At 72.0% G+C, this 16,532-nt stretch carries 13 protein-coding genes and 1 pseudogene; 6 read left to right on the top strand and 8 right to left on the bottom strand.

Going from position 1 to position 16,532, the window contains the following annotated elements; genetic code table 11:
- Window position 1: 1 nt before the first annotated feature.
- From ACWCSU_RS03740 to ACWCSU_RS03750, 3 genes are read right to left on the bottom strand one after another with little or no spacing between them, the layout of a single operon-like run.
- Window positions 2-847: a carbohydrate ABC transporter permease gene (locus ACWCSU_RS03740; protein ID WP_449933367.1), complete on the bottom strand. Its 846-nt coding sequence runs from the start codon at window positions 845-847 to the stop codon at window positions 2-4.
- The gene (locus ACWCSU_RS03745) at window positions 834-1,748 is read right to left on the bottom strand and encodes a carbohydrate ABC transporter permease (protein ID WP_357694969.1); all 915 of its coding nucleotides are present in this window, start codon (window positions 1,746-1,748) and stop codon (window positions 834-836) included. Before ACWCSU_RS03745 ends, ACWCSU_RS03740 begins: the two co-directional genes overlap by 14 nt.
- Complete coding sequence (locus ACWCSU_RS03750) at window positions 1,745-3,115, bottom strand: ABC transporter substrate-binding protein (protein WP_449933370.1); 1,371 nt, start codon at window positions 3,113-3,115, stop codon at window positions 1,745-1,747. Before ACWCSU_RS03750 ends, ACWCSU_RS03745 begins: the two co-directional genes overlap by 4 nt.
- A gap of 350 nt (window positions 3,116-3,465) precedes the next feature.
- Between ACWCSU_RS03750 and ACWCSU_RS03755 the strand changes: the two genes are divergently transcribed.
- The 3 genes and pseudogenes from ACWCSU_RS03755 to ACWCSU_RS03765 form a co-directional block, all read left to right on the top strand.
- The gene (locus ACWCSU_RS03755) at window positions 3,466-4,497 is read left to right on the top strand and encodes a zinc-dependent alcohol dehydrogenase (RefSeq protein ID WP_449933372.1); all 1,032 of its coding nucleotides are present in this window, start codon (window positions 3,466-3,468) and stop codon (window positions 4,495-4,497) included.
- Window positions 4,494-5,282, top strand: coding sequence for a sugar phosphate isomerase/epimerase family protein (locus ACWCSU_RS03760; RefSeq protein WP_449933374.1), 789 nt, complete (start codon window positions 4,494-4,496; stop codon window positions 5,280-5,282). The genes ACWCSU_RS03755 and ACWCSU_RS03760 overlap by 4 nt, the downstream gene beginning before the upstream one ends.
- A pseudogene (locus tag ACWCSU_RS03765) lies at window positions 5,213-6,457 on the top strand (MGH1-like glycoside hydrolase domain-containing protein); the annotation flags it as partial. The gene ACWCSU_RS03760 and the pseudogene ACWCSU_RS03765, both read left to right, overlap by 70 nt.
- Before the next feature lie 9 nt (window positions 6,458-6,466).
- Here ACWCSU_RS03765 and ACWCSU_RS03770 read toward each other — a convergent pair.
- Both ACWCSU_RS03770 and ACWCSU_RS03775 read right to left on the bottom strand, forming a co-directional pair.
- Entirely contained in the window at window positions 6,467-7,573 is a 1,107-nt protein-coding gene (locus ACWCSU_RS03770; protein ID WP_449933376.1) for a zinc-binding dehydrogenase, read from the bottom strand.
- Between the two features lie 4 nt (window positions 7,574-7,577).
- A complete protein-coding gene (locus tag ACWCSU_RS03775; protein ID WP_357694979.1) occupies window positions 7,578-8,660 on the bottom strand; it encodes a Gfo/Idh/MocA family protein in 1,083 nt (360 codons plus the stop codon).
- Between ACWCSU_RS03775 and ACWCSU_RS03780 the strand changes: the two genes are divergently transcribed.
- Entirely contained in the window at window positions 8,627-9,601 is a 975-nt protein-coding gene (locus ACWCSU_RS03780) for a glucosyl-3-phosphoglycerate synthase (RefSeq protein ID WP_357694981.1), read from the top strand. The two genes, ACWCSU_RS03775 and ACWCSU_RS03780, sit on opposite strands and share 34 nt — an antisense overlap.
- A complete protein-coding gene (locus ACWCSU_RS03785; protein ID WP_449933379.1) occupies window positions 9,598-10,719 on the top strand; it encodes a glycosyltransferase in 1,122 nt (373 codons plus the stop codon). The genes ACWCSU_RS03780 and ACWCSU_RS03785 overlap by 4 nt, the downstream gene beginning before the upstream one ends.
- Here the strand turns inward: ACWCSU_RS03785 and ACWCSU_RS03790 are convergent.
- Both ACWCSU_RS03790 and ACWCSU_RS03795 read right to left on the bottom strand, forming a co-directional pair.
- The gene (locus ACWCSU_RS03790) at window positions 10,708-13,044 is read right to left on the bottom strand and encodes an FtsX-like permease family protein (protein WP_449933733.1); all 2,337 of its coding nucleotides are present in this window, start codon (window positions 13,042-13,044) and stop codon (window positions 10,708-10,710) included. The two genes, ACWCSU_RS03785 and ACWCSU_RS03790, sit on opposite strands and share 12 nt — an antisense overlap.
- Window positions 13,041-13,775, bottom strand: a complete 735-nt coding sequence (locus ACWCSU_RS03795) for an ABC transporter ATP-binding protein (RefSeq protein WP_357694985.1) — start codon at window positions 13,773-13,775, stop codon at window positions 13,041-13,043. Before ACWCSU_RS03795 ends, ACWCSU_RS03790 begins: the two co-directional genes overlap by 4 nt.
- A gap of 98 nt (window positions 13,776-13,873) precedes the next feature.
- Here ACWCSU_RS03795 and ACWCSU_RS03800 point away from each other — a divergent pair, with 98 nt between their 5' ends.
- Window positions 13,874-14,482 (top strand): response regulator transcription factor, encoded by a 609-nt coding sequence (locus ACWCSU_RS03800; protein ID WP_357694987.1) that lies wholly within the window; start codon window positions 13,874-13,876, stop codon window positions 14,480-14,482.
- Here the strand turns inward: ACWCSU_RS03800 and ACWCSU_RS03805 are convergent.
- Window positions 14,423-16,525 carry a sensor histidine kinase gene (locus ACWCSU_RS03805; protein WP_449933382.1) on the bottom strand — a complete coding sequence of 701 codons (2,103 nt, stop codon included), beginning with the start codon at window positions 16,523-16,525 and terminating at the stop codon, window positions 14,423-14,425. The genes ACWCSU_RS03800 and ACWCSU_RS03805 overlap by 60 nt on opposite strands.
- Window positions 16,526-16,532 lie beyond the last annotated feature (7 nt).

A 16,532-nucleotide genomic window follows, 5' to 3' on the forward strand; every position in this document is an offset into this window, starting at 1 on the left:
TCTATCCCTTCTCCGCGCCGGCCGTGAGGCCCTCCGTCAGCAGGCGTTCACTGGCGAAGAACACGATCACGATGGGCAGCGTCAGCACCACGGATCCTGCCATCAGCACCGTCGTGGGGATCTCTATGCTCCCCGCCAGCTGCGAGAGCCCCAGGGAGACCGTCCAGCTCTCCCGCCGCTCCACGAGGAACAGCAGGGCGAACAGGAACTCGTTCCACGCGATCATGAACGCGTAGAGTCCGGTCGCCATGAGCGCGGGCTTGGACAGGGGCAGCACCACCCGCCAGATGGTCGACAGCCGCGAGCAGCCGTCGATCGCGGCCGCCTCCTCCACGCTCCGTGGCACGGTCTCGAAGTAGTTGCGCAGCATGTATACCGTGACGGGCACGGTCTGCGCGATATAAACCAGGATCAGTCCGGCGAGAGATCCTCTGAGCCCCAGCATGGTGAACAGCACGAACAAGGGGATGGCTAGGACGATCGCCGGGAACAGGTAGACCGCCAGGAACAGGAAGTGCACCTGCCGCCGGCCGAAGAAGCGCAGCCGCGCGACGGCGTAGGCGCCCGGGATCGAGATCAGCAGCGTCGCGGCCACCGAGCCGGCCGCGACGACCGCGCTGTTCCTGATGAAGGTGAGGAACCCCTGCGTGGTGAGCACGTTCACGTACGTGTCCAGGGTGAGACGCCGCGGCCACACCGACCCCGGCTCCAGGATGAGCTCCTGGATGTCGCGCACGGACAACGTCACCATGTAGAGGAACGGCAGCGCGGTGACCGCGAGGAGGAACACGATCACCACGGGCTTGAGCGCCGCGAACAGCCCACGCTCGAACCTATCCCTGCTCACGATCGCCTCCCGAGAAGAAGCGCAGGTAGACGGTCAGGAAGACGACGAGGAAGACGGCCAGCACGATCGCCTGCGCGGCCGAGGCGCCGATGTCGTCGCGGGCGGTCAGGAAGTTGTAGACGCGCACGCTGACCACCTCGGTCCCGGCGCCGCCGCCGGTCAGCAGGTAGACGTCGTCGAACTTGGTGAAGGTGAACACGAACCGCAGCACCGCCAGCAGCGCCACGATGCGCCAGAGCTGCGGCATGATCACGTACCGGAAGCGCTGGGTGGGGGTGGCGCCGTCCACGACCGCGGCCTCCTCCAGGTCGGCGGGCAGCGCCTGCAACCGGGCCAGGATGAACAGGAACGCGAACGGGAAGTACCGCCACGCCTCGAACGCGATCACCGTGAGCAGCGCGACCGGCACCTTCAGGCCCAGGAAGTCGCCCTGGGCCTGGGTGAGGAAGGCGATCGGCTCCTTCAGCCAGGTGTTCACGATGCCGTACTGGGGGTTCAGCATGGTCTCCCACAGGAAGGCCACGGCCACGACCGGCGCCACGTACGGAATCAGGATCGAGGCTCTGACCAGGGTGCGGCCCCGGAACCTGTCGCGCAGGGCGAGCGCGGTCACCAGGCCGGCCGCGATCGACAGCGCCGTGCCGGCCACCGTGTAGACCAGGGTGTTGACCAGCGACGTCCAGAAACCCGGCTCGGAGATCACGTACGTGAAGTTCTGCAGCGTGTAGTGCCCGAAGACGCCGGCCCGGCGGATGTTGATCAGCCGGACGTCCTGGAAGGCCAGCATGATCGCCCACAGCAGCGGCAGCACCACCACGACCAGCGTGATGACCAGCGTGGGGGAGATCAACGCCAGGCCGGCCCGCCCTTCCCGCTGCCGCAGGGTCCGGGGTGCGCTCATTGCCGGATCCCGCGCTTGATGGTCTCCACGTCCTTCCTGGCCTGGGCGGCGGCGGCCTGCGGGGTCAGCGAGCCGTCGGCCACCTGGCTCAGGGCCTTGGGCACGGGCAGTTCGCCCATCGTGGCGCCGACGAGCTTGCCCTGGCCCTGCGGGATGCCCCAGCGGGCGAAGGTGTCCGGGCTCCTGCGCAGCGCGTCGAGCACGTCGGCCGGGTAGACCTCCGACAGCGGCTTCTTGGAGTCCACGCCCGCGGGCAGCTTGTTCCACTTGTCCGCGAAGCCCTCGCGGGTGGGAAACTTGCCCTCGGGGGCCATCCCGATCCAGCGCTCGTACCCCTCGTCCATCATGTAGGCGACGAACGTGGCGGCCGGGTCGGTGGCGGCGCCGCGGACGACCGCCCACGAGACGATCTCGCCGTACTGGGCGGGGGTGCTTCCGTCGGGGCCCTTCAGCGCCGTGACCACGCCGGTGTTCTTCGCCAGCCACTCGGGGTCGCCGCGGCACTCGGCGCAGCTCGGCAGCGCGTCCTTACGCAGCCCCGCCAGCTCGTCGAGGATGAACGACGACCAGATCATCATGGCCGCCTTCCCGGAGAAGTACGTGGCCCTGGTGGAGTCGACGTCCTGTTTGCCCTTGACTGAGTAGTTTTTCGCTAGTTTCGCGTAGAACTCGAAGGCTTTCACGCACTGTGGGCTGTCTAGCGCGACATTTCCGGAATTGTCGACTAGCTGGCAGCCGTTCGCCAGCGCCACGTGCTCGAAGCTCTGCGCGGTGAAGGAGTCCTTGGGCGCGATCGCCAGCGTGATGCCCGCCACCCCACCCGCGTTCAGCTTCGCCGCCGCCGCCTCCAGCGCCTCGTACGTGTCCGGCGGCGCCAGCCCGGCCTTGCCGAACAGGTCCTTGCGGTAGAGCAGGAGCTGCGCCCACCCGTCGCTGGGCACGGCCAGCAGCCTGCCGCCGGAGGAGTCCAGTTCGAGCGCGCGCGGCGAGAAGGAGTCCTTGCCGAGCCGATCGACGATCCGCCCCGGCGTCTCGGTGTCCAGCAGGTCGTTGGCCTCCAGTTCGCGGACGGAGGCGAGGGGCAGCGCGCCGATCACGTCCGGGAGGTCGTCCGCGGCGGCGGCGGCCGTCACGGTCTGGCTGAACTGGTCCTCCCCGACGCCGACCAGCTTGACCTTGATCCCGGTCTTCCTGGTGAACTCGGCGACGATCTGGTTCTGCACGGCCATCCGGTCGCCGAGGTTCTCCTCGGTCCAGACGGTGATCTGGTTCGGGCCGGACCGCTGCTCGCCGCCGTCGCCGCACGCCGCGAGGGAGGCCGAGGCCAGCAGGGCGACGGAGAGGACGGCGGTGACCTTCTTCGGCATGGCACGCTCCTCCAGTTGGGGGGATTTCGTAAAAGATTGGTCGGCATCGCGGCAAATCTTCCCCAGAACCGATCGCGGACACCCGTCGCGAAACGATCGGGTCTGATGTCATTTCGGTCATCCGGATGCTGCCCGGCCAAGCACTTCTGGCACTTCCGGACCAGGTGGACAGACGGGGCGGGATATGTCGATAAGATCTCTTTCCAGAACGCGCCCTGCCGGAAACCCGGATTCCATCGGCCGCGATCGACGGAAGTCGTAGACTTACGCGTGTTTCGAGCGCAACTATGGTGTGCAAACAAACACTAAATCTCTGACTTTTGTTTGATCAAAAAGCGTAAGTGTGGGGTATGCGCGTCATCACCTTCCAAGAGCCAGGCCGTGTCAGCGTCAGCCTGGAGTCGCCCGCCGAACTCGTCCCGGGCTCCGTCCGGGTGCGGACCCTGTATTCCGGGGTTTCCGCGGGCACCGAGCTGACCGCGTATCGCGGCACCAATCCCTACCTCACCCGTAAGTGGGACACCGAGCGCCGGATCTTCCTCGAAGGCCAGACGCACGCCTACCCCCTGTCCGGCTGGGGCTACCAGGAGGTGGGCGAGGTGGTGGAGGCGGCCCCCGACGTCGCCGAGCCGCCCGTCGGCAGCCTCGTCTGGGGCATCTGGGGCCACCGCGCCGAGGCGGTCGTCCCCGCCGAAAAGCTGGCCGGCCACATCCTGCCGCCGGGCGCCGACCCCGTCGCGGGCGTGTTCGCCCGGGTCGGGGCCATCGCGCTCAACGCCGTCCACGCCTCCGACGTGCACCTGGGCGACCAGGTCGTGATCTTCGGCCAGGGCGTCATCGGCCTGCTCGCCACCCGCATGGCGGTGCTCAGCGGCGCCCGGGTGGTCGCCGCCGACGCCATCCCCGACCGGCTCGAACTCGCCAGGAAGTTCGGCGCCGCCGAGACGTTCGACGTGCGCTCCGGCTCGGTGGCCGAGTTCCTGCGCAAGCGCATCGAGGGCGCCGACACCGCGATCGAGCTGAGCGGCAACCACCTGGGCCTCCAGGAGGCCATCAGGAGCGTGCGCAAGGGCGGCCGGGTCGTGGCGGCCGGCTTCTACCAGGGCGACGGCATCGGGCTGCGGCTGGGCGAGGAGTTCCACCACAACCAGGTGCAGCTCGTCTCCTCCCAGATCGGCGGCGTCGCCTCCTGGCTGGCCCACCGCTGGGACGTCGAACGCCTCCAGCGCACGTTCATGGAGCTCGTGCACCGGGGCGAGGTCGAGGTCGCCGACCTCGTCACCCATCGCGTGCCGGTCGAGCAGGCGGCCGAGGCGTTCGACCTGATCGACAAGCACCAGTCCGAGGTGCTCCAGCTCGTCTTCACCTTCGAGGAGTCATGATGAAGCTCGCCGCCCAGGAGCAGCTTCTGCCCGGCCGGAGCCTGCAGGAGAAGTTCGCGTTCGCGGTGGAGGCCGGGTTCGACGCCATCGAGCTGAGGGGCAAGGGCGACTTCCACTTCGCCGGCCGCCTGACCGAGCTCAAGCGGGCGCTGGCCGACGGCGTCGTCATGCCCACGGTGTGCGTCGAGATGCCGCACTTCATCGGCGACTTCGACCCCGCCAAGCGCAAGGACGCCATCCAGCAGCTCAGGTCGCAGCTCACGGTGATCGCCGAGCTGGGCGGCATCGGCGTCATGACCCCGGCCTCCTGGGGTCAGTTCTCGCTCAGGCTGCCGCCGTTCGAGCCGCCGCGCACCGCCGAGGAGGACCGCGAGGTGCTGGCCGAGGCGCTGGGCATCCTCGGCGAGCACGCCCAGCGCAACGGCGTGCTGATCATGCTCGAACCCCTCAACCGGTACGAGAACCACATGGTCAACACCCTGGCCGACGCGGTGTCGTACTGCTCGATGGACTCGATCAGGATCGTCGGCGACACCTACCACATGAACATCGAGGAGGACGACCCCTGCCAGGCCCTGGCGGAGGCGGCGCCGTACCTCGCGCACATGCAGATCAGCGAGTCCAACAGGAACCAGCCCGGCACCGGCCACCTCGACTGGGGCGCGCAGCTCGCCACGCTCGACGCCGTCGGCTTCGACGGCTACCTCGCCCTCGAATGCCGGTTGCGGGGCGAGCCCGAGATCGTGCTCCCGCAGACGGCGGCCTTCATCAGGAAATTCCTGTGATCCTCCGCGACGCCGTACGCGTGCTGGTCGCCAACTGGGACGGCAGCTACACGGTTCCCTCCCGTCGCCTGTACCCCCACCAGTGGAGCTGGGACTCCGCCTTCATCGCGATCGGCAACGCCCGCTGGTCGCCGCGGCGGGCCAGGGCGGAGCTGCTCTCGCTGTTCGGCGCCCAGTGGCGCGACGGCCGGGTGCCGCACATCGTGTTCAACCCCGTCGTGCCCGAGGGCGCCTACTTCCCCGGCCCGCAGTTCTGGGGCGCCCGCGCGCCGTCCGGCTCGGCGACCTCCGGCATCGTGCAGCCGCCCGTGCACGCGCTGGCGGCCTGGAAGGTGCACCAGGCCGAGCCCGACCCGGCGTTCCTGGCCAGGATCTATCCCAAGCTCGTCGCCCAGCAGGAGTTCCTGCGCGCCTCGCGGCGCTCGCCAGAGGGGCTGATCTCGATCGTCCACCCGTGGGAGTCGGGCATGGACAACAGCCCGGCCTGGGACCTCCCGCTGCGCGCGGTCGAGCCGGGCGTGACGGGCTTCGTCCGCAGAGACCTCAACACCGTCAGCGCCGACGAACGCCCCACCGACCGCGACTACGAGCGGTACGTCGCGCTCGCGAGCGCCTACCGTGACAGCGGCTACCAGCGGGCCGGCTCGTTCGAGATCGAGGACCCGCTGTTCAACACCGCGTACGGCGTGGCCGAGTCGGCGCTCGCCGAGATCGCCGAGGTGTGCGGCCAGGACCCCGGGCCCCACCGGCGCGAGGCCGCCGCCGTCACCGCCGCCATGGTCGACCACCTCTACCAGGACGGCCACTTCCGCCCCCGCGACCTGCGCACGGGCCGCCTGATCCGCTCGGGCAGCGCCGCCGGCCTGGTGCCGCTCATGCTGCCCGGGCTGCCGCCGGAGATCGCCGAGGCGCTGATCGGCACGGCCGTCGACAAGTTCTCGCTCAAGGACGGCGTGCTGCCCAGCCACGCCCCGGCCACGGCCGAGTTCGACCCGGCGCGCTACTGGCGCGGGCCGAGCTGGATCAACCTGACCTGGCTCGTCTGGCAGGGGCTCAGGGACCGCCGCCCCGACCTGGCCGACCTGCTCGCCGAGGGCATGATCCACGCCGTCGCCCACTCCGGCTTCCGCGAGTACTTCAACCCGTTCACGCTGCGCGGTCACGGGTGCGGGGACTTCAGCTGGTCAGCCGCCCTCATCCTCGACGTCGTCGCTGAGCACGGCCTGGACGGTCTGCCGCCGTCGGGCCGCGAGATCGGCCAGAAGTTCGGGGGCCTCCCCGAAGCCGACGACGTCGGTGACCACGTGCTCGCGTAGCAGCCTCCCGCGCTCCCTGAGCAGGCCGATCGTCTCGTACGAGAGGCGTTCGCGGTCCCAGGAGTGCGCGAGCCCGCGCGGCACCCGGCCGATCTGGGCGCAGCGCAGCGTCAGCCCGTTGTGGTGGAACTCCTCGCCGAGCCGCACCTCGTCGGCGCCCTGGGTGTAGAACGCCAGGTCGATCAGCGTGCCCTGCGGGCGCAGCAGCCTGAGCCCCAGGGCCAGCGCCCTCGGCTGACCGCGGCACTGGAAGACCAGGTCCGCGCCGCGGTCGTTGGGGGCGTGCCGCCAGCGGCGCTTCAACGTCACCGCGGGGTCGTCGTCGGTGGTGGCCAGGACCTGCGCGCCGATCGCCTCGGCGACCGCGAGCCTGGCCGGGGTCTCGTCCACGACCACGACCTCGGCGGCCCCGCAGGACAGGGCGAAGGACGCGGTCAGCAGGCCCACCACGCCCGCGCCGACCACCGCGACGCGCCGCCCGCGCACGCCGTCGCCCAGGTGCTGGACGGCCGGGCCGTGCAGGTCGGCGGCCGCGTGCAGGAGGCCGTTGGCGCAGATCGGGCCCATGTGGGCGACGTAGATGCCGAGCAGCGGGTCGAGGTCGCCGGGCAGCACGACGAACCGGTCGGTCATCGGGTCGGCCGCGTACGCGGTGCGGTGTCCGTACGCCATGGCGACCAGCGCGCCTTCGTCCACGGCCCGCGTACGGGTCTCGACCACCTGGCCCACCTGCATGTAGCCGATGCCGCGCACGGGATACCCCACCGACGGCGTGCCGGGCAGGAACAGGCCGAGTGCCGGGTCCCAGGTCGAGCTGAGGTAGGGGTTGGCGCCCTTGACGTAGGTCAGCTCGGTGCCCGCCGAGACGCCGCTGTGCGTGGTGGCGACCATGAACCCGCCGTCGGCCAGGCCCGGCAGCTCCTCCTCCACCATCCGCACCTCACCGGGCGCCTCGATACTGAGAATGGTGTTCACCGGCTCACTCATCGAGCATCACCGGCCGGCGTTCGGCGGCGGAGCGGGTGAGGGCGAGGGCCAGGCGGTGGGTTCGCAGGGCTTCGGCGTACGGCGCGCGCACGTCGGCGTCCTTCCCTCGTACCGCGTCGATGAACGCGCGGTCCACGAGGGTCTTGGCGTGCCCGGCGTCCTCGATCGACTCCTCGCCGTCCACGAGCAGCCGGGTCTCGCTGACCTCCAGGGCGATGCCGTCGGCGCACACCTCCAGCCCCACCCGGTGCTTGCGGGGCAGCAGGCAGGAGGTGGCCAGCAGGCCGGTGGCGCCGTCCGTGAAGCTCATGACGGCCGACGTGGCCCGGTCGATCTCGCCCTCCACCCGGTTCCCTGCCGGTACGGCGTGCACCATCGACACCTCGCCGACCAGCAGCCGGGCCAGGTCCAGGACGTGGACCGCCTGCTCCAGGATCTGGCCGCCCGACAGTCCGGCGTTCAGCCACCAGCCGACCGGGGGCACCTTGTCCAGCCAGTGCCCGAGCGCGAGCCGTACGGGCCGGCCGTCGAGCAGTTCCCTGGCCCTGTCGACGACGTCGAGGTAGCGCCAGTGGTGGCCGACGGCGGACGGGAGCCCTCTCCGTTCGATTTCGGCTGCGATGTTTTCTGCGGTTTTGAGATCCATGGAAAGGGGTTTTTCCACGAAAATCGGGAGATTGCAGGATAGGGCGTCGAACTCCGGTTTACCGTGCGCGAAAGGAGGCACACAGACGTAAACAGCGTCGAGACCGCCGGCCTCCAGCAGGCCGGCATGGTCGCCGTAGGCGGGGGAGCCGTACGCGGAGGCCAACGCCTCAGCCTTGTGGAGATCGGTGTCGGCCACCCCGGCGATCGTCACATCGGGGAAGCCGGCCAGGACATCTGCGTGGCGAGCGGCGACATTTCCGGCACCAATGATGCCGACACGGGTAATTGGGGACACAACCCGACATATGCCACGTCTAGGGGTTAACAAACAAAGATGTTCAGAGGCGCATAGATCGGGCAGGGGTCGTGGCCCTATGAGATGGGGCTGACTGCATGGATACAGATGTGCGAGCCTTGGCCAGGGCACAGGAGTGGTATGGCCCGCATTCCAGCACGGCGTCCGAATGGCCGGTGGACGCCTTAATCGCGGCCAAGGGCAACACGACGGTGAGCGTCGTCCTACCGGCGCGCGACGAAGAGCGCACAGTGGGGGACATCGTCACCGTCATCAGGCGTGAGCTGGTGGAGGAGTCGCCACTCGTCGACGAGATCCTCGTCGTCGACTCCAACTCCACCGACGCGACGGCGGAACGGGCCCGCGCGGCGGGCGCGCGGGTCGTGGCGCAGAACGAGGTGCTGCCCCACCTGCCGCGCATGACGGGCAAGGGGGAGGCGCTGTGGAAGGGCCTGGCCGCCTCCCACGGCGACATCGTCGCGTTCGTCGACTCGGACCTGCTCAACTTCGGCTCGCACTTCGTGTCGGGGCTGGTCGGTCCGCTGCTGGTGAACTCCGACACCCATTTCGTCAAGGCGACGTACGAGCGTCCCTTCACGGGCGAGGACGGCGTGCCGCGGCGCGGCGCGGGCGGACGGGTGACCGAGCTGGTGGCCAGGCCCCTGCTCAACATGTTCTGGCCGGAGCTGGCGGGCTTCGGCCAACCCCTCGGCGGCGAGTACGCCGCCCGGCGCGAAGTGCTCGAACAGGTGCCCTTCGTCACCGAGTACGGCGTGGAGCTCGGCCTCCTCGTCGACCTCCTCCACCTCGTGGGACTGGACGCGATGGCCCAGGTGGACCTGGGCTCCCGCGCGCACGGGCACCAGTCCGTGAACGCGCTCGGCCGGATGGCCGGGCAGATCATGCTCACCGCGTGGTCCCGGCTCGAACGCCAGGGCCGCGTGGTGTCGTCGCAGCCCCCGGGACACACGCTGCTGCAGTTCGGGCTCGACGGGCGGGCCGGTCTGGTGGACGTGGGCGTGGCGGAACGACCGCCGCTCGCCTCCCTCATGCTGGAGGAGGACGTCGCGTGAAGGTGCTGATCAACGCGGGACCGTGGCTGGCGGTCCCGCCTCCCGGCTACGGCGGGATCGAGAACGTCGTCGCGACGCTGGTGCCCGCGCTGCGCGAACGCGGCGTGCACATCGTGCTGGCCTCCGTGGCGTCGAGCACGCTGGAGGCCGACGAGCTGATCGCCGTCTACGACGAGGGCCGGTTCGCCGAGCTGCAGCAGCCGTACAACCAGGTCATGGGGATCGCGCACGCGCACCAGGCGCGGGTGGCGGACGAGCTGCGCGCCCGCGACGACATCGACCTCGTCCACGACCACCTGGAGGTCGTCGGGCCGGCGGTGCTGTCGGCGCTGGGCGGGCCGCCGGTGTTGCACACCCTCCACTGGGACCTGTGCAAACATCCGGCCTTCTACGGCGACTTCCCGGGGTCGATCGCGGTCAACGGGGTGTCGGAGTCGCAGCTGGCCCGCGCCCCCGAGGCGCTGCGCGCGGCCTCGCTCGGCGCCGTCTACCTGGCCACCCCGCTCGCGGACCAGGACGTCCGGGCCGAGCGGGGCGAGCACCTGGTGATCATGGGCCGGATCTGCGGGCTCAAGGGCCAGCACGTGGCCGCCGGGATCTGCCAGAAGCTCGGCCTGCCGCTGGTCGTGGCCGGGCCGGTCTGCGGCCGGGACAGCCAGGCCGAGCTGGACGTCGTCCTCCAGGACCCCCACCACCCGCTGCACGGCCACCCCGACGTGCGCTACCACCTCGACCAGTTGTCCCGCTACCTCGACGGCGACCTGATCAAGTGGGTCGGCGCGGTCGGCGGCCAGGCCAGGGACGAGCTGTACGCCTCGGCCCGCGCCGCGCTCTTCCCCATCCAGTGGGACGAGCCCGGCGGCACGGCCGTCGTCGAGGCCCTGGCGCTCGGGGTGCCGCCGGTGGGCCTGCGCCGCGGCTGCCTCCCCGAGATCATCGACCACGGCCGCACCGGCTTCCTCGCCGACACCGAGGAGGAGCTGGCCGAGTGGGTCCAGCGGGTGGACGAGATCGACCCGGAGGAGTGCCGCCGCGAGGCCCGGCGCCGCTTCTCGCCCGCCGTGATGGCCGACCGCTACCTGGAGCTGTACGGCCGGCTCCTGGGCTCAGACGGCTGACCGCAGCGCGAGCCGGGCCGGCAGAGCGGTGGCGACCAGGGACAGGACGGCCGCCGCCGCGATCACCCCGGCGAAGGCGGGCAGCGGGATGTGCGGCACCGCCGACCCGGTCATGCCCGCGCCGAACGCGGCCAGCGTCACCACGGCCACCGCCGACCCGAGCACCGAGGCGGCCAGCACCGCGCCCAGCGTCTCCAGCCGCAGGGTCCGCAGCACCTGCCGCCGGGTCGTGCCCGTCAGCCGCAGCGCGGCCAGCTCGCCGGACCGGGCCGAGGTCGCCATGGCCAGCGTGTTGACCACGGCGATGGCGGTGAAGGCGATGATCAGGCCCAGGGCCACGAAGGTGACCTGCGGGTTCGCGGTGCTCACCTCGGCCGCCGTGGCCCGGTCGAGCACGCTCGCCCCCGGCAGCGCCGCGGTCAGCGCGGTCCTCGGCACCTGCGGAGCCCGTACGAGCAGCGTGGCGGACGGGTCGTCCACGTGCCCGGCGACCAGCGCGTACGGCAGCGTCACGTCGCCGAAGCCGAGGCCGCGGGAGTAGACGGCGGCGACCGTGAGCGCGGCGGGGGTGCCGTCGCCCAGCGTGAGCTTCAGCGGGTCGCCGGGCCGCAGGCCGAGCAGGTCGGCGGCGGTCCGGCTGATCGCGGCCGAGCCGTCGGCGAAGCCGTCCATGGAACCGGCGACCACCCCCAGGTCGAGGGTGCCGGAGTGGTGGGCGACGGCCTGGGCGGAGAACTTGTCCAGGCCGACCCGCACCGACGTGCGCAGGACCTCGGTCACCGACAGCACGCCGGGCACCGCGCGGGCCGCCTGGCCGGAGGCCCCGGCCACCACGTAATCGGCGCGGGTGCCGGCGTCGGCCTGCTCCTGGGCGGCGTACCCCATCGTGGTCTGGACGAACAGGATCGTGCACGTCATCGCCACCATCAGGGTCAGAGGCGAGAGCACCGACGCCAGCGCCCCCGACCCGGCGCGCAGGTTGCGCGCGGCCAGGAAGCCGGCCACTCGCGAGATCCGCAGCGGGACCGACAGCAGCGCCGCCGTCACCCGCGCCACCAGGGGCCCGAGCAGCGTGAACGCCGTCGTCCAGACCAGCGTGGTCAGCAGGGTCACCGGCGTGGCCGCCGCCTCGGTGCGCAGGCCCGACAGGACCAGCGTCAGCACCACGGCCCCGGCCACCGCCACGAGCCCGGCCGCCAGCCGCCACCACGGCAGCCGCGGGCTGCCGAGAGCGGCCTCGCCCAGCGCCTCCACCGGACGGATCCGGGTCAGGCGGCGGGCCGACACCCGGGCCGCGACCCAGGCGGCTCCGACGGTGGCCGCCAGCGCGACCAGCGGCGGGAACGGGCTCACCACCAGGTGCAGGTTCGCCGGCACCGCCCCCAGCGAGACGAACTGCCCGCGCAGCCAGAAGCCCAGCCCGATGCCCGCCGCGGCCCCCAGCGTCCCGGCGGCGGCGCCCACCAGCAGCGCCTCGCCGCCGACCAGCCCGCGCACCTGCTTCGGCGTGGCCGCGATCGCCCGCAGCAGGGCCAGCTCCCGCTGCCGCTGCTGGACGGAGAGCGCGAACGTGCCCATCACGACGAGGATCGCGACCAGCAGCGAGGTGCCGGCCAGCGAGCCGCCCATGCTGATCAGCTTGATCCGGGCCTGCTCGGCGTCGAGGAACTCCAGCCTGCCGCGCTCGTCCCCGGTGTACAGCACGGTGCCCTCGGGAGCCCGGTCGAGGCCGGGGAAGACGCCGGCGGCGCTCACCCTGCCCGGGTGCCCGGCCAGGCGGCGGGCCTGCGCGGTGCTGAAGAACACGGTGTCCTGGCTCGGCAGCGCCTGCGCGGTGACCCCGACGACGCGGTATCCGCGCAGCCTGGCGCCCACGTCGAGCCCGGCACGGGCGTCCACCGCCACCTCGTCGTCGGCCCGCGGGGCGCGGCCCTTGGCGATCGTGAACGGGGTGAGCGCGGCCGACTCCCAGCCGTGCCCGGTGAAGCCGCCGAACGGGAACGTCACCTCGGTGACCACCTTGCGGCCGTCGCGGCGCAGCCCGGCCACGACGGACTCGGGCAGCCAGGCGCGCTCGCCCAGCGCCTTGGCCTTCGTCTTGACGTCGCCGTCGCCCTTGACGACGGTCTGGCGGACGAACTGGTCGGCCGCCACGACCGCGGGCGCGCCGGCGTACCGCTCGGGCAGGACGTCGCCGCGCAGACCGGTCTCCAGCAGCATCAGGCAGGCGCACACCAGCGCGGCGGCGCACAGCAGGGCGAAGAACGCGCCCGCGAAGGCGGCCACGCGGTGCCGCAGGGTCCTCAGGGCCAGCGAGATCATCATCGCGTCCACGCTCCCAGCCGGGTCATGCGCTCGGCGACCTTCTCGGCGGTCGGCGCGGTCATGGCGTCCACGATCCTGCCGTCGGCCAGGAACAGCACCTGGTCGGCGTAGGAGGCGGCCACCGGGTCGTGGGTCACCATCACCACGGTCTGGCCCATGCCGTCCACCACCTCGCGCAGCAGCCTGAGCACGTCGCGGGCGGTCATCGTGTCCAGAGCGCCCGTGGGCTCGTCGCCGAACACCACCTCCGGCCTGGTGACCAGCGCCCTGGCGATGGCCACCCGCTGCTGCTGGCCGCCGGACAGCTGCGCGGGCCGGTGCCCGGCCCTGCCCTCCAGACCGACCCGGCTCAGGATCTCGGTCAGCCAGGCCCGGTCCACGCGGGCCCCGGCCAGGCGCAGCGGGAGCGTGACGTTCTCGATCACGTCGAGCGCCGGGATCAGGTTGAACGCCTGGAAGACGAAACCGATCCGCTCCCGGCGCAGCTCGGTGAGGCGGGTCTCGTCCATGCCGGCCAGCTCCGTGCCGCCCAGCCGGACCGATCCGGAGGAGGGCACGTCCAGCCCCGCCGCGCAGTGCAGGAACGTGCTCTTGCCCGAGCCCGAGGGGCCCATCACCGCTGTGAAGGAGCCGCGCGGGATACCCACGGACACCTCGCGCAGGGCCGCCACCGCGCCCTGGCCCTTCCCGTACACCTTGCTCACCGCGTCCAACCGCACTACGTCCGTCATGGCTCCAAGCCTGCTGAACTGCGCGTACGCCCACCAGAGACACGATCACCGATGGCCCATGACGTCATCATGATTCGGACACTGATAGACATGTCCCCGTGATTCGCGTACTTCTGGCCGAGGATCAAGCCGTGATCAGGCACGCGCTCGCGACCCTGCTCGGCCTTGAGGCCGACTTCGAGATCGTGGCCGCCGTCGAGTCCGGGGACGCCGCCGTGGCCTCCGCCGCCGTGCACCGGCCGGACGTGGCCGTCCTGGACATCGACATGCCCGGCACCCTCGACGGGCTGGCCGCCGCCGCGGAGATCCGGGCCAGGGTGCCGTCGTGCCGCACGCTCATGCTCACCGCGTACGGCAAGCCCGGCCACCTCAAGCGGGCCCTGGCCGCCCAGGTGGACGGCTTCCTGCTGAAGACGGCCCCGCCGGAGGACCTGGTCTCGGCGATCAGGGAGGTCACGCGCGGCGGCCGGGTGCTCGACCCCTCGCTCGCCGTCACCGCCTGGGACCTGGCCGACAACCCGCTCACGCCGCGCGAGGCCGACGTGCTGCGCCTGGTGGCGGGCGGCGCGGAGGCCACCGACATCGCCCAGCGGCTGCACCTGACCGCCGGGACCGTGCGCAACTACCTGACGGCCATCGTGGCCAAGCTAAACGCGCGCAACCGCACCGACGCCGTGCGCATCGCCACCGAGGCCGGCTGGATCTAGCGGGGCGCGCGCGTCGAGCCGGAACCAGCCGTCCTCGGCGGCGGTGGTGAGCCGGCCGCCCAGCGTGGCCAGGCGGGTGGTGAGGTTGCCCAGGCCCGACGAGCCGCGACGGGGAGCCGCCGCGGCCGCGCCGTCGTTGCGGACGAGCAGCCCGACCTCGTCGCCCGTGGCGGACGTGGAGATCACGCAGGCGCGGGCGGCGCTGTGGCGCAGGACGTTCGTCACGGCCTCGCGCAGCACGGCGCTGAGCACGGTCTCGACCTCGGCCGGCAGCTCGGGGTGCGCGAGCCGTACGGTGACCTCGACCCCGGCCGCCGCCAGCACCTTCCCGGCCGACTCGGCCTCGGCGGCGAAGGACAGCTCGCGCTGCTCGCCGGTGACCGAGCGCAGGTCGTGATGGGCGTGCTCGGCCATGGTGACGACGTTCTCCAGCTCGGCAACGGGGTCGGGCAGGCGGCGGGCCAGCTCGCAGGTGAGCAGGATGGCGGCCAGGCTGTGGCCGAGCAGGTCGTGCAGGTCGCGGGCGGCACGCAGCCGCTCCTCCACCACGGCCGAGCGGGCCAGGCTCTCCCTGGCGGCGTGCAGCTCCTTGGCGAGCTGGGCCAGCCGGAGGAGGCTGTAGACGACCAGGCCGGTCGTCAGCGTGCTCACCGTGATGTTGACCCGGGCGGGCAGCGCGTACAGGGAGGCGACCGTCCAGACCGCGGCCAGGATCGCGGCCGTCAGGGGCCAGGCGGTACGCGGGCGGAAGGCGAGCAGCACCGGACCGGCGAGGAACCCCGCCGTCCCCAGCCAGATCGGCCCGAACACCGGGATCGGGGCGAAGGTGAGCGCCGCCATCACCCCCAGCGCCACCATGTGGCGGCCGGTGACCGACCGCAGCTGCATGACCACGATCACGGCCAGCGCCGCGACCGCGGGGGCCAGCAGGCCGACCGGGATCTGCAGCAGCGCCTTGACGCTGAACCCGACCAGCACGGCGGCCAGCAGGACCACCGAGACGTCGGGCGGCTCGCGCCGGGCGGCCGCGGGCGGGCGGGTCGTGGGCAGCACGGCCTCCACCGTGTAGCGGCCCCGCCCGGACAGGCCGCGGGTGAGCGTGCCGCCCGCCACCGCCACCTGGCGCGTGAGTCCGGCCGGGTCGCCGAGCCCGCCCAGGCCGTCGTCCTCGGCCGTACGGCGGCCGTCGTCGGCCACTCTCAGGCGTACCTGGGCTCCTTCGGGCTCCTCCCAGGTCTCGATCACGCACACCGTGGCCGTGCCGCGGCGGGCGACGTCCGTGACCGCCTCGCGCAGCACCGAGGCGAGCAGCGCGCCCGCCGGGCCCAGCGGCTCGGTGTGGGCGGCCCGCACCTCCACGCCGACGCCCGCCGCCTCCAGCAGGGCGCGGGCGGTCGTCAGCTCGGGGGCCAGGGACATCGCGCGGTAGCTCGCCGCCGCGGCGCGGGCGTCGGCCAGCGACAGCCGCGCCGTCGTGACCACCTCGCCGAGCAGTCGCGCCGCGTTCTGCGGCGCGGCCAGCGCCCGCCGCGCGCCCGCGCCGATCGCGGTCAGGCCGCGCCCGAGGCCGTCGCTCAGCTCGGCCGCGATGCGCAGCCGCTCCTCGGCCACCGCCGCCGCGGCCAGCGCCGGACGGGTGGCCTCCATCTCGGCCACCCGCTCGACCAGCCGGTTGAGGCCGAACACGACCAGCGCCATCAGGATCGTCGTGATCGCGAGGTCCGTCGTGGAGACCGCGTCACCGGCGTACCGCCAGTGGTGGATCACGACGCCGCTGAACGCCACCGCGGGCGCGACCGCCCACCAGCGCGTCACCAGCAGCGAGCCGGCGAGGAACCCCAGGATCGCCACGGACGCGCCCTGCCCCAGCGTCACCGCGTAGACCAGCACGCCCTGGACGGCGAGCAGCCACCCCTTCCTGACCCGCAGCGTGAAGGCGCACTGAGCGGCGAACACCGCCAGCGCCCCCCACGCGCCGGCCACCACGTAGACGCCGGCCAGGGAGGCCAGCACCACGACGACGATCAACCGGGCGACACGCACGCCCAGA

It is taken from the genome of Nonomuraea sp. NPDC001699, assembly GCF_053596455.1.